The 12,027-nt window shown below is 61.8% G+C and carries 10 protein-coding genes; 2 read left to right on the top strand and 8 right to left on the bottom strand.

What is annotated here, in order from left to right; all coding sequences use genetic code 11:
• Positions 1 to 98: 98 nt before the first annotated feature.
• The 5 genes from ACFMO7_RS09515 to ACFMO7_RS09495 all read right to left on the bottom strand — a co-directional run bounded on the left by ACFMO7_RS09515 (position 99) and on the right by ACFMO7_RS09495 (position 5,539).
• Complete coding sequence (locus ACFMO7_RS09515) at positions 99 to 845, bottom strand: GntR family transcriptional regulator (protein WP_084659202.1); 747 nt, start codon at positions 843 to 845, stop codon at positions 99 to 101.
• 298 nt (positions 846 to 1,143) lie between these two features.
• Positions 1,144 to 1,596, bottom strand: coding sequence for a MaoC family dehydratase (locus ACFMO7_RS09510; protein WP_376795249.1), 453 nt, complete (start codon positions 1,594 to 1,596; stop codon positions 1,144 to 1,146).
• A gap of 93 nt (positions 1,597 to 1,689) precedes the next feature.
• Positions 1,690 to 3,867: an acetate--CoA ligase family protein gene (locus ACFMO7_RS09505; protein ID WP_376795248.1), complete on the bottom strand. Its 2,178-nt coding sequence runs from the start codon at positions 3,865 to 3,867 to the stop codon at positions 1,690 to 1,692.
• A gap of 74 nt (positions 3,868 to 3,941) precedes the next feature.
• Positions 3,942 to 4,352: a Zn-ribbon domain-containing OB-fold protein gene (locus ACFMO7_RS09500; RefSeq protein ID WP_376795247.1), complete on the bottom strand. Its 411-nt coding sequence runs from the start codon at positions 4,350 to 4,352 to the stop codon at positions 3,942 to 3,944.
• Between the two features lie 23 nt (positions 4,353 to 4,375).
• On the bottom strand, positions 4,376 to 5,539 hold the full coding sequence (locus ACFMO7_RS09495) for an acetyl-CoA acetyltransferase (protein ID WP_376795246.1): 1,164 nt from the start codon (positions 5,537 to 5,539) through the stop codon (positions 4,376 to 4,378).
• Between the two features lie 305 nt (positions 5,540 to 5,844).
• Here ACFMO7_RS09495 and ACFMO7_RS09490 point away from each other — a divergent pair, with 305 nt between their 5' ends.
• On the top strand, positions 5,845 to 8,538 hold the full coding sequence (locus tag ACFMO7_RS09490) for a glucosidase (RefSeq protein WP_376795245.1): 2,694 nt from the start codon (positions 5,845 to 5,847) through the stop codon (positions 8,536 to 8,538).
• A 22-nt stretch (positions 8,539 to 8,560) separates the two neighbouring features.
• Here the strand turns inward: ACFMO7_RS09490 and ACFMO7_RS09485 are convergent, their stop codons facing one another.
• Positions 8,561 to 9,352: a response regulator gene (locus tag ACFMO7_RS09485; protein ID WP_376795244.1), complete on the bottom strand. Its 792-nt coding sequence runs from the start codon at positions 9,350 to 9,352 to the stop codon at positions 8,561 to 8,563.
• Positions 9,353 to 9,646: 294 nt separating this feature from the next.
• Here ACFMO7_RS09485 and ACFMO7_RS09480 point away from each other — a divergent pair, with 294 nt between their 5' ends.
• The gene (locus ACFMO7_RS09480) at positions 9,647 to 10,684 is read left to right on the top strand and encodes an ATP-binding protein (protein ID WP_376795243.1); all 1,038 of its coding nucleotides are present in this window, start codon (positions 9,647 to 9,649) and stop codon (positions 10,682 to 10,684) included.
• A 93-nt stretch (positions 10,685 to 10,777) separates the two neighbouring features.
• Here the strand turns inward: ACFMO7_RS09480 and ACFMO7_RS09475 are convergent, their stop codons facing one another.
• Entirely contained in the window at positions 10,778 to 11,164 is a 387-nt protein-coding gene (locus ACFMO7_RS09475; protein WP_376795242.1) for a FixH family protein, read from the bottom strand.
• 6 nt (positions 11,165 to 11,170) lie between these two features.
• Positions 11,171 to 11,845, bottom strand: coding sequence for a copper resistance protein CopC (locus ACFMO7_RS09470; RefSeq protein ID WP_376795241.1), 675 nt, complete (start codon positions 11,843 to 11,845; stop codon positions 11,171 to 11,173).
• Positions 11,846 to 12,027: the final 182 nt, after the last annotated feature.

The following is a 12,027-nucleotide window of genomic DNA, read 5'->3' as shown; positions in this document are numbered from 1 at the left end:
CTTCCAGTCCCGGCCCACCTCACTAAGCGGGCGAGCTGGAGGCTTCTGCAATGGCCTGCTTGTTGTGATCACGGCTGCCTGGCTCCGCGCCGGCGCGGCTATGAGAGCAGCTGCTCGCGCTTCATATGAGTATAGAAAACGTACTTATTGCCACAGTAAACGGAAGAGGCGTACTCAATCGGCTGGTTGCGCTCGGTGTAGGTGACGCGGCGCGTGAAGAGGGCCGGACTGCCAACCGGAACCTTCAGATACTGGGCCTCCTCGCTGCCGATGAGACCGGCCTCTAGCTCCTGGTCGGCTTCCAGAAGGGGCAGGCCATATTTGGTTTCCAGGAGGCGATAGAGCGAATTGTGCTCCAGATCCTCTTCCAGGAGTTTCTCACAGCCGATAAAGCTAATGTGAGAGACCTCGATGGCCAGAGGCTCGCCATCGGCCAGACGCAGGCGGTGAAGACGGAAGATCTGAAGTCCGGGCTTGATCCGCAGCCGCTCGGCTACAGCTTCGTCCGCTGGACGCATTTCGGCAGAAAGAACGCGCGTGCCAGGTTGCTGCCCGCGCGCCTTCATGTCCTCGGTGAACCCCGTCAGGTGAATGAGTTGCTGGGTAATCTTGCGCCGGCTGACAAAGGTCCCTTTCCCCTGCTCGCGGTAGAACAGTCCTTCGTTCACCAGCTCGGTGATGGCCTGCCGGGCCGTCATGCGGCTGATCCCGTACTGCTCGCCTAACTCCCGCTCCGAAGGGATCAGGTCCCCCGGCTTCCATTCACCACTACGAATCTTTTCGCGCATGATCTCTTTGAGTTGATAGTAACGTGGCAATGGGCTTTTTCTCACGATCGTACTCATGGCTGTTCCTGTGCAAAATTATGCTTACTCACTCCGTTGTCCGCTCGGGCCGCGCTCGCGGCAGAATGCTCTGTCCGGGCCACTACGCTCCAGCTCAACACAGATTACAGTATACCACACGGCCTGTCTACTTGGTATATTGTCTAGACCATAGACGCTCCCTCCCCTAAAGAAGCCCACGGTACCGTAACCGCGATCGCTCCCCCATGGTCTACTTTGATAGTTGTATATACCACTTGGCGGGCCGCCCCGGAGCGCGGCCTGGGGATCGGGGGCCAGGCTTGCTGGCCTCTGTGGGTCACGGCTCGGCCTGGAGACGAATGAAGGTCGGAAAGCCTTTAAACCAGGCCTGCTGGACCTCGACGCCGTCCTGGTTGACGAAGCTGGCCTGAGCTGAGAGCAGGCGCTGTTCTTCATCTTTCTCGACGAAGGTTACAGTGCAAGTGATAGTCTCTCCAGGATAAACGGCCTTGAGATAGCGAAAATGCATTTCGGTGGCCACGAAGCCTAGAAGGCCGCCGATGTGGGTGATCATGCTGCTGGTGAGCAGTCCGGGAAGGATGCGCCGCCCGTACCAGCTTGCTTGCGCGAAGCTCTCATCCAGGTGGTAGGGGTTGTAGTCCCCTGTCAGGCCGCAAAACAGGGTCATATCCCCCTCGGTGAAGGTGCGGCGGAAGACGTAGCGCTGGCCGGGCTGGATGGCTGCGAAGGCCTGGCGTACCTGGCTCTTGAACTCTTCAGAGGCTGCCATACCTGTCCTTATCCACTCCTTTCCTTTTTCCTTCTTGCTTGCTTGTTGCCGATGAACGGCGGACTGAGCCGGCAGGCTGGGGAGGAGGCAGGCTCAGTCCTGGGAGCTGCGCCAGATGATCAGGGCATCGAGCACCTCCACCCGATCGCCGTCGGCCAGCAAGGGATTGATCTCCAGCAGCTCCAGGCGTGGAGCCAGAGCTTGGGCCAGCAGGACGATCTGGTAGATGACGGCGCTGAGGCGTTGCAGGCTAACGCCGCGCTGGTGGTGGGCGCCACGCAAGAGTGGGAAGCCGCGCAGCTCCTCAAGCATGGCCTGGATCTCCGGCTGGCTCAGGGGGAACGGGCGCAGGGCAATATCGTGGAGTACCTCGGCCCAGAGGCCGCCCAGGCCGACGGTCAGGGTGAGATCCCAGACCGCATCGTGGAAGACGCTGACCAGCAGCTCGCAGCCGTCCTGGCGCATGGGGCTGACCAGCACACCCTCGATAGCGCTGGCCGGGAGATGCTGATGAGCCGTTGTGAGGAGCTGCTCAAAGGCTCGCTCGACAGCTTGCTCGCTGCTGAGGTTGAGAGCGACACCGCCGATGTCGCTCTTGTGCAAGATGTGGGGTGACTGGATTTTCATTGCTACGGGAAAGCCATAGTCCCGAGCTGCGGCCAGAGCTTCGGCTGGTGAGCGGGCTAGCTGGCCTGGTACAAGCGGGATCCCGGCTTGCTCCAGCAGGGAGCGCGTTTGGGCTTCCGACCAGGTCCCCTCACAGGGGGCCATCAGCGTGAGGCTGTTCAACTCCAGCGGCGGCCCCGAAGCTTCTTCCGCTCGATCTGGTGGCTGGCCTGGTGGTGATTGGCGAAGCTGTTCCGACCACCAGAGTAGCCGGCCCAGGGCGCGCAGGCCGTGTTCGAGGCCGCCGATGATGTGCAGGCCGGTACCTTCGACGATCGATTGCATGGCCGCTGGGAGATCGACGCAGGTATTGGAGACGAGCAAGATCGGACGCGGGGAGGTGCGCACCAGCTCGGCCAGACGCTCGTACTGCTTGAGAAGAGCTTGCTGGCCCTCCACAGAGGGACGGCGCAGGCCGTCGATGCTCACGACGTTGAGCACAAAGTCAAGCTGGGGATCTTCGCGTACAATGCCCAGGGCCTGCTGTTGCAGCGTGCTGTCGACGACGACGTAGCCGGTTACATCAAGTGGGTTGTGGGGGGTAGCAAAGGGTGGCAGCACGGCCCGCAGTCGCTCGCGTGTCTTCTCCGTCAATTCCGGCAAGAGCAATCCCTCGTCCTGGGCGCGATCGGCGATCAGGTCACAGGCGCCGCCTGAGGGCGTGACTGCTCCCAGGCGCCGACCCGGTAGCGGGCCATGATAGGCGGCCAGGGCTGCCGTCGTCAGCAGATCCTCTAGCGAGGGAACGCCGATGATGCCTAGTTGGCGCAGGGCGGCGGCGTTGACAGCGGCATTCCCTACCAGGGCCCCTGTGTGAGCTGCCGCGGCGCGTGAGCCGGCCTCGCTCCGTCCAGCCTTGAGGGCTACGAGGGCACAGCCCTGGGATTGGGCTTTGGCCGCCAGCCGCCTCAGCGCTGCCGGCTGACGAATGCTTTCGAGAAAGATGGCCACGGCGCGCGTGGTGGCGTCGTTAAGCAGGTAGTCGAGCACATCGCAGAGGCCAATCATTCCTTCGTTGCCCAGTGAAACCAGGAGGCTTAAGCCGATGGCGTGGGCCTGGGCATAAGCCAGCACAGCGCTGGCCAGGGCCCCACTCTGCAACACCACTGCCACTGGCCCGCTGCGCAGCGGGAAATTGATAGGGAGTCCATAGGGGGTGATGCCGGCGGTGGCATTTATGAAGCCGTTGCCATTTGGCCCCAGGATCAGCAGGTCGTTGGCCTGGGCATAGGCCAGAAGCTCTCGCTCTCGCTCTGCTCCTTCCGGACCGCTCTCGCGGAAACCGGCCGTGAGCACCACAAAGTGGCGCAGCCCGCGAGCGGCTCCCTCGGCCACAACCGTCAGCACCTGGGAGGTTGGCACCATGACAAAGGCCAGGTCCACCGTCTCGGGCAGGTCGCTTAGCGTTGGCAGGGTGGCCTGTCCGTGAACGTGGGAGCGCCGTCGATTGATCAGGTAAAGGGGGCCGGAAAAGTGGCTCTCTTTGAGGTTTTGCACAAGGTAGCTGGACCAGCGCGCTTCGTCGCTGGCCCCAACGATGGCAAGGCTGTGCGGGTGAAAGAACTTCTTCAGCCGCTCCGCTGTGATGGCTCTCTCTTGCTCCATCTGCCTGCATCCTTTTTGGACTGCGACATTGCAAAGGCATAGTAACTGCAACAGGCGTATTGCCGACAGGGCGGCTATTCGGCCAGTTGGAAAAGCGGGAGGGGAGGGCGCCCGCTCAGGCGTTCAAAGCTGACCTGAACGGCGGCCCCGATGCGCACGCGCTCGCGCGGGCTGTTGATCAGGCGACTCATCAGGCGCACGCCTTCCTCCAACTCGACAAGGGCGATGATGAAGGGAGCCTCGGCGGCGAAAGGGCCGAAAGCGCGATGGACAACGGTGTAAGAGTAGATGGTTCCACGGCCCGTGGCCCTGACCCAGGTGAGCTGGTCGCTATGGCAGTGGGGGCAGAGGCTCCGTGGATAAAAGACATGGCGTTGGCAGATTCTGCACCGCTGGATACGGAGTTCTCCTTGCTGGATGCCTTCCCAGTAAGGGGCCGACTCGGGATCGCTTTGGGGGAGGGCGTAGGTCGGTTCCTCACTCATGCTGCACTCTCACTCTCTTTGGTTCAGTCCTTGCCAAGTAAGACGGTGGCCGCGGAGGACAGGACGCCGCCGGTGCCGTGAGCCAGGGCCAGGCGAGCCCCAGGGACCTGGCGCTGGCCGCACTCGCCGCGCAGTTGGCGTGTCGCTTCGATGAGCAGGAAGATGCCGTACATGCCGGGGTGGCAGTAAGAGAGGCCACCGCCATTGGTATTCATGGGAAACGGGCCACCTGGAGCGGTGCGCTGGCCGCTCACGAAGGCGCCTCCTTCTCCGATCTGGCAGAAGCCCAGGGCCTCCAGGGTCATGATGACCGTAATGGTAAAAGAGTCGTAGATTTCCACGACGTCGATGTCTTCGGGCCGCAGGCCGGCCATAGCAAAGGCTGCCTGGCCGGAGGCGATGGCCGCCTGATGAACGGCCAGATCTGGCATGTTGGCGATGGTCGCATGGGTATGGGCTTCGCCGTGACCCAGTACCCAAACTGGCGACTTGCGGGCCTGGCGGGCCCGTTGTGCTGAAGCCAGTACCACGGCTCCACCCCCATCAGTGACCAGGCAACAGTCGAGCAAATGCAGAGGCTCGGCGATCCAGCGCGAGGTGAGCACATCCTCGATCGTGATGGGGTCGCGCATCATGGCCTTCTCATTGAGCATGGCCCACTTGCGCGTCGCCACAGCCACTTCGGCCAGTTGCTCGCTGGTCGTGCCGAACTGGTGCATGTGGCGCATGGCGGCCAGGGCGTAGGCCCCTACGGGGGTGGGCAGTCCAAATGGTCCCTCGAACTGTTCCGTGAGGCGATAAGTCGGGTTGATTCGCCCGCGGGAGCGGTCCGAGCGCTGGGTGCTACCATAGACGATGAGGGCCACCTCGATCAGGCCGGCCTCAATGGCGGCCACCGCGTGCTCGATGTGGGCCTCGAACGAGGAGCCACCGATATTGGTGGAGTCGCTATAGCGCGGCCTGACTCCCAGATACTCAGCCAGGGTTAGCGCGGGCGACCAGGACCAGTTGCCGGCGCAGAAGAGGGCGTCGACCTCGTCGAAGCTGAAGCCGGCATCTTCGAGAGCAGCGCGAGCCGCCTGGGCCTGAAGCTGCAGAACGGTCTTGTCGGGAGTGTAGCCCAGGTCAGACTCTGCCACGCCGACGATGGCGGCGCGCGGGCTACGCGGCGCGGATGCTCTGGACATGTATGCCTCCAGCCTATCTGTTTGGTTGTCGGTAGTATATAGTCTATCATCTCTCTCCCGGCTCAGCCCACGGACGGGACGGTTTCCCGCTGATCAGCCTGGGACCGCAAGCGAGGCCGCGCGCGGCCTCGCCAGGGGCCGACCGCGGTAAGCCAAAGGGGGTGCTCTGCAGCGGCCCTGAGTCGTTGGCCGTTCTATAAACAGACGGCCAGTCTGGGGCCGGTCCCTCAATAGTGAGGCGGACAAGCGTCAGCCTGGCCTGAGTGCAGGCTGCAGGAGAACAGGAGCAAAGGAGTCATCTCGGTATGGGCGAGGAGACATTTCCGCAGGCTGAAGAGCGGCGCTTGCAGGAAGCCGCCAGCCACGAACGGAATTGGGAGCGCTGGGGCCCCTATCTGGCCGAACGCCAGTGGGGGACGGTGCGCGAGGATTATTCCTCCGATGGGAACTGCTGGGACTATTTCCCTCACGATCATGCGCGGAGCCGTGCCTATCGCTGGGGTGAAGATGGCCTGCTCGGCATCTGTGACCGTGAGTGTCGGCTCTGCTTCGCCGTGGCCCTGTGGAATGGCCAGGACCCGATTCTCAAAGAGCGGCTCTTCGGCCTGACCAACGCTGAGGGTAATCACGGCGAGGATGTCAAAGAATACTATTTCTATCTCGATGCGCTGCCCAGCTCCGCCTATCTGCGTGCCCTCTACAAGTATCCTCAGCGAGCCTATCCCTACGCCCATCTCGTCGAGGAGAATCGCCGACGCTCTCGGGCCGAGCCGGAGTATGAACTGCTCGCTACTGGCATCTTTGACGAAGACCGCTACTTTGATCTCACGGTCGAGTATGCCAAAGCCTCTCCCAACGATATCTTGATCCGTCTCACCGTGGCCAACCGCGGCCCGGAAGCGGCCACGCTCCATCTTCTGCCCACGCTCTGGTTTCGCAACACCTGGAGCTGGGGTCAACGGGGTGAGGATTACAGCCCCAGGCCTCGCCTGAGCACTCCAGATGGTCAGTCTCTGCTGGCCGAGCATATCTCGCTGGGCCGTTTCTGGCTACTGGCCGAGCGTCAGCCGGACCTGCCAGAGCCGTGCCTGCTCTTTACGGAGAATGAGACCAACTTCCAGCGCCTCTTCGGCGTTCCCAATGCCTCCCCATATGTCAAGGATGCTTTCCATGCCTACGTCATCGAAGGGCGCCAGGAGGCCGTCAATCCAGCTCAGGAGGGAACGAAAGCTGCCTTCTATTACGTGCTTACCTTGCCTGCAGCTCAAGCGTGCCAGCTTCAACTACGCCTCTTTGCCGAGAGCGAGGCGCCTGCCACGCCCTTTGGCGAAAGCTTCGCGGCCCTCTTCGCCCAGCGCCAGCAGGAGGCCAACGCTTTCTATGCGGCGCGCATTCCGCCTACACTCCCAGAGCAGGCCCAGCGTGTGATCCGCCAGGCCAACGCCGGCCTGCTGTGGAGTCGCCAGTTTTACAACCACGATGTGGCCACCTGGCTCAAGGGGGATCCGACCCAGCCGACTCCCCCACCTTCCCGTCTCTCCGGGCGTAACCACGACTGGAAGCATCTCTTTAATCGCGACATTCTCTCTGTCCCTGATAAGTGGGAATATCCCTGGTATGCTGCCTGGGATCTAGCTTTCCATGCTGTGTCATTTGCAACCCTCGATCCCGATTTCGCCAAACAGCAGCTCATCCTGCTCTTACGCGAGTGGTATATGCATCCCAATGGGCAGCTTCCAGCCTATGAATTCGCCTTCTCGGATGCCAATCCGCCGGTGCATGCCTGGGCCTGCTGGCGCGTCTACAAGATGACAGCGGCGCGCGGATCTCGCGACCTCCAGTTTCTGGCCCGCACCTTTCATAAGCTGCTGATCAATTTCACCTGGTGGGTCAACCGCAAAGATATCGCCGGCAGACATCTGTTCAGCGGCGGCTTTTTGGGACTCGATAATGTTGGTCTCTTTGATCGCTCGCGCCCTCTGCCCGGTGGCGAGCAGCTTGAGCAGGCCGATGGCACCGCCTGGATGGCCTTCTATTGCCTGACCATGCTGGCCATTGCCCTCGAGCTAGCCCACGAAGATCATGCCTACGAAGATGTGGCCTCGAAGTTTTTTGAACACTTTATCGCCATCGTTGATGCCATGAATGCCTTGGGGGGCAATGGCATGTGGGACGAAGAAGATGGCTTCTACTATGATCAGCTTCTCATCGACGGGCGCAGCCTACCCCTGCGCGTGCGCTCGGCGGTCGGACTCATCCCCCTGCTGGCGGTCGACATTCTCGATGACGAGCGTCTGGCCGCCCTGCCCGGCTTCAGTAAGCGTCTGCGCTGGTTTCTGGAGAATCGACCCGACCTTGCCCGCCACATCTCCTATCTAGAGGGAGGGGGGCATCACTCGGAAACCCACCGCCTACTTGCTATTCCTTCCCGCGAGCGCCTGCTGCGTGTCCTGCGCTACCTGCTAGATGAGAACGAATTTCTCTCTCCCTACGGCCTTCGCTCGCTATCGCGCTACTATCGCGATCATCCCTACACCGTCGTCCTTGATGGCCAGCAGCTCAGCATTGACTACGAGCCGGCGGAGGCGCGCAGCGTTCTCTTTGGAGGCAACTCCAACTGGCGCGGACCTGTCTGGTTCCCCTTAAACTATCTGTTGATCGAGGCGCTGGAGCGTTACCATCGCTTCTATGGCGCAAGCCTCCTGGTCGAGTGTCCCACTGGCTCGGGTAGACAGCTCACCCTGGCGCAGGTAGCGCAGGAGTTGACGAGGCGTCTGTGCCGCCTTTTCTTGCCCGATGAGCGGGGAAAGATCGCCTGGTGTGGAGAGGAGTCGCGCTTCCTTTCTGATCCGCACTGGCGTGACCTGATTCTCTTTTACGAGTACTTTGATGGCGAGACGGGGCGCGGCCTGGGGGCCAGCCATCAGACGGGCTGGACCGCTCTCATTGCTCGTTTGCTGATGGATCTGGCCAATGAGGCGCCTGCTCCGCAATCCTGACCTGCCTGAGAGCGCGTTCGCCTCAAGGGCGAGGGCGTGGGCTGGGAAGGCCATCGTCAGGCGAGATCAGGCCATGACGGATAGCGAAGCGCACCAGGTGGGGGATGTCGTGCAGCCCGAGCTTCTCCATGATATTGGCGCGGTGGGCCTGCACTGTTTTGACGCTCAACACCAGACGATTAGCGATCTCCTGACTGGTGTAGCCCTCGGCGACCAGGGTAAGGACTTCCAGCTCACGTGGACTGAGCACGCGCAGTTCTGCGGCCAGCTCCTCTCTTGCAGCGGCTTCTGGCGGGGAGCAGGCAGAGCAGTCGGCAGCCCGAGGCCGGCTCTGGTCTTGAGCCGCGCAGTGTTCTAGGTAGACGCGGATCAGCGAGCGAGCCAGGCCAGGATAGAGAAAGACGCCGTTCTCTGCGAGAGCGCGGACCGCGCTGTGCAGCTCGGCAGGTGCCGCCTTCTTGACCAAATAGCCGCTGGCTCCCGCTCGCAGGGCCTCCAGAAAGTACTCCTCGCTATCGTGCATGGTCAGAATCAGGACCTGCGTCTCTGGCTGCTCGGAGCGGATGCGGCGGCAGGCTTCCAGGCCATCCATTTCGGGCATGGTGATGTCCATCACCACGATGTCCGGTCGCAGTTGCCGCGCCATCTCCACAGCCCCGACGCCGGTCTTGGCCTCCCCGACGATGCGAATTTCCGGCTGAAGCGTTAACAAGAGTTTCAAGCCCTGGCGCAAAATATCGTGATCGTCGGCCAACACCAGGCTAATCGTCCGATCAGCCGTCCGACCGGCGCTTACTGGCTGCTCACTCTCCATTGCTCTCTCCCTCCTTGCCTCCTCCTGGTCAAGAATGTTTTATATTAGGGTAGTGTAACGCCAGGGAGAGCGATCGCCAACCCGGCTTGGGGAGAAGTTGGCTTGTCCCTTCTCTCGCCTTGGAGTACCTGGCCGGGCCGAGCTGGGCTGGGCCGGGCCGGGCCAGGGGAAGGCTGCTCTCTGGACTGGTGCAGCGATGCGCGCCTGCGACAGTCGGGTCCATCTTCCCCCATCTCTGGCTCTGCGCAATCACAAAATCTATTGCTCATAGAGCATGCCAGAAAGAGAGCGACGATGCGGATTATCTGGGAATGGCTGCGGTACTGGCAGCTCTCTCTCTTTGAAAAGGTCATTCTTACCAACAGTTTGCTCTTGCTCGCGGAAGCAATCATCGCCCTCTGGGTCACCAGTCATGCCCTGGAAGCTCATCATTTTCTGATCGATACGGCCTTTCTGGTGGCGGCTACCCTGCTCAGCATCGCGGTCAACGCCTTCCTGCTTCGGGCCAGCTTCAAGCCGCTCTTCCGCCTGCTGGAAGTCATTCGCCAGGTCAGTGCGGGCAAGACCGAGGCGCGGGCCGAGCCTGCTCCTGCCGATTCCGAGGTCGGTCAGCTCGCGGCAGCCTTCAATACAATGCTGGACCACCTGGAAGAACTGCGCCGTCAGCAGTCGGCCCTGATTTTGCAAGCGCGAGAGGAGGAGCTGCGGCGCGTCTCTCGCGAGCTGCACGATGAAAGCAGCCAGAATCTGACCGCCGTTCTCGTCTACTGCGAGATTCTCACGCGCACGCTCGAGAGCCTGCCCGATGAGGCTATTGCCAGCGAGACACGCCAGCAGCTAGTAGCCAGCTGTCGGCAGTTGAGCGAGCTGGCTCAGCGCACGCTCGAGACCCTCCGCCTGCTCTCCCAGCGGTTGCGCCCGCCTGTTCTCGACGATCTGGGGTTGGTGGCCGCTCTGCGCTGGTTGGTAGAGGATAGTCGTCGGCGTTTTTGCCTGCCGGTCGAACTGACTATAGAGGAACAGGCCCTCTGGCAGCACCTACCCCCCCTTTATGAGACGACCCTCTTTCGGATCGCACAGGAAGCGCTCACTAACGTAGCTCGTCACGCGCGGGCCAGCCGGGCGCACCTCTCGCTGCGGCTGGTCTCTGCCGCTATTCATCTCTCTGTGCAAGATGATGGTGCGGGCTACGACCCAAAGCAGCGCGGCACCGGCCTCGGCCTGGTCAGCATGCGGGAGAGGGCCGCTCTCCTCGGTGGCAGGCTCTCTATCGATTCGCAGCCGGGCCAGGGGACGCGAGTGGAGGCCATTCTGCCTCTGCCAACTGGCTAGCTGCCAGCCAGGCAGCGGCTCTTCCATTGCGCTCTCTTGCGCTCTCTCGTTGCCAGACAAGCGAGTCTGGGGCCTGGTCCGACCCGAACCAGGTCAGGCTACTTCTAAATGGAGAATTTGCTGCTGCGGCGTAAAGCCAGCGGCGCGCGCCTCAATCTTGATCGCCCAGGCTCCCGGCATCGAGAAGAAGACCTGCACGCTATAGCTGCCCTGGCCTACCTGCCGTATGTGGATCGGGGTTGGCCCCATCACCATATCTGGCATCCAGGCTGAGGAGGTCACCTGAGCCTGTTCGATGGGCGTTCCCTGGGGATCAGTCAGCCGTAATTGCAGCTGAGCCGGACCAACGCGCAGGGGTGGCTGTTCCGCCACCTGCACGTGGAGCACCGCTGGAACCTGAACGGGCCAGAGGGCGGCCAGCGTCAGAGCCGTGACGCAAGAAAAGGTCAGCAAGAGCCAGAAGATCGGGCGCACACGCATGAGCGCTCACCCTCTCGGGGTTGTGTCCTTCTCCTCTTCGCGAACAAGCTCACGTCGCATTTGGGCCAGACCAGACGAGCTGGCGGACCTGCGGGCCAGGCTGCGGCCCAGGCCAAGACCGGCGCCGCCGCCGACGAGTAGTCCAGCGACGCCTGCCACACTCACCCACAACGGCAGGTTACTGGCTCCACTCGAGGTAGAGGTCGTCGAGGAGCTGGAGGCGCTGGCCGTTGCTGTTGGGACCGCTGTTGGGGTCGCGCTGCTTGCCGCGGCGGCCTTTACTGTGAAGATGAAGGCCCCCTCTGCGGGGTCGCCGTCCTCCGCTGAGACGGTCGTCCAGCGCACAATATAGACCCCAGTGCCGTCTGGCTTGATGCGTACTGACATCTCGCGCGGATTATTCAGAGGAATCGTTGCGTTCCCCTGGCTGACCAGTTCCCCGCCTGGCCCGTAAACAAAAAGATTGCTCTTGCTGGGATCGGGATTAATATTCTCGGCAGTAAAGACTGTCACGGTCGCTGGTACCTGGCTGATCGTTGAGCCAATTTTCGGATTGGCATCGATGACCTTTGCATGAGCCGAGGCGGAGCCTACACCGACAATAAAGAGTAAGAATGTGCTCAGCAGCAGCGCACCGCCAAGCTGCAGCGCGCGCACCGGTCGCCACCTGGAGTAGAGCATAGTCAGCGTCCTCACTTGTTCATCTTCTCTGCTGGCTTCCTCTCCTGGCTGAGCCACTGCTCGATTGACTCTGGCGAGAAAAGAAAGAGTGGCTTCGAGCCAGGCAGCCTCTGACCCTAGCATAGGAAGCAAGACTCCGGCTGTCCATTGGGAAGAATCCCTATTCTCTCCATCAGGGTACC

It is taken from the genome of Thermogemmatispora sp., assembly GCF_042408735.1.
Taxonomy (GTDB): Bacteria; Chloroflexota; Ktedonobacteria; order Ktedonobacterales; family Ktedonobacteraceae; genus Thermogemmatispora.
Note: the sequence above shows the minus strand (reverse complement) of the source record. Positions and strands in the feature narration are given on the sequence as shown.

Excerpts from the sequence above, each read along its gene's own strand:
- ACFMO7_RS09515 (WP_084659202.1), bottom strand. The coding sequence starts at position 845 with ATGAGTACGATCGTGAGAAAAAGCCCATTGCCACGTTACTATCAACTC.
- ACFMO7_RS09510 (WP_376795249.1), bottom strand. The coding sequence starts at position 1,596 with ATGGCAGCCTCTGAAGAGTTCAAGAGCCAGGTACGCCAGGCCTTCGCA.
- ACFMO7_RS09505 (WP_376795248.1), bottom strand. The coding sequence starts at position 3,867 with ATGGAGCAAGAGAGAGCCATCACAGCGGAGCGGCTGAAGAAGTTCTTT.
- ACFMO7_RS09500 (WP_376795247.1), bottom strand. The coding sequence starts at position 4,352 with ATGAGTGAGGAACCGACCTACGCCCTCCCCCAAAGCGATCCCGAGTCG.
- ACFMO7_RS09495 (WP_376795246.1), bottom strand. The coding sequence starts at position 5,539 with ATGTCCAGAGCATCCGCGCCGCGTAGCCCGCGCGCCGCCATCGTCGGC.
- ACFMO7_RS09490 (WP_376795245.1), top strand. The coding sequence starts at position 5,845 with ATGGGCGAGGAGACATTTCCGCAGGCTGAAGAGCGGCGCTTGCAGGAA.
- ACFMO7_RS09485 (WP_376795244.1), bottom strand. The coding sequence starts at position 9,352 with ATGGAGAGTGAGCAGCCAGTAAGCGCCGGTCGGACGGCTGATCGGACG.
- ACFMO7_RS09480 (WP_376795243.1), top strand. The coding sequence starts at position 9,647 with ATGCGGATTATCTGGGAATGGCTGCGGTACTGGCAGCTCTCTCTCTTT.
- ACFMO7_RS09475 (WP_376795242.1), bottom strand. The coding sequence starts at position 11,164 with ATGCGTGTGCGCCCGATCTTCTGGCTCTTGCTGACCTTTTCTTGCGTC.
- ACFMO7_RS09470 (WP_376795241.1), bottom strand. The coding sequence starts at position 11,845 with ATGCTCTACTCCAGGTGGCGACCGGTGCGCGCGCTGCAGCTTGGCGGT.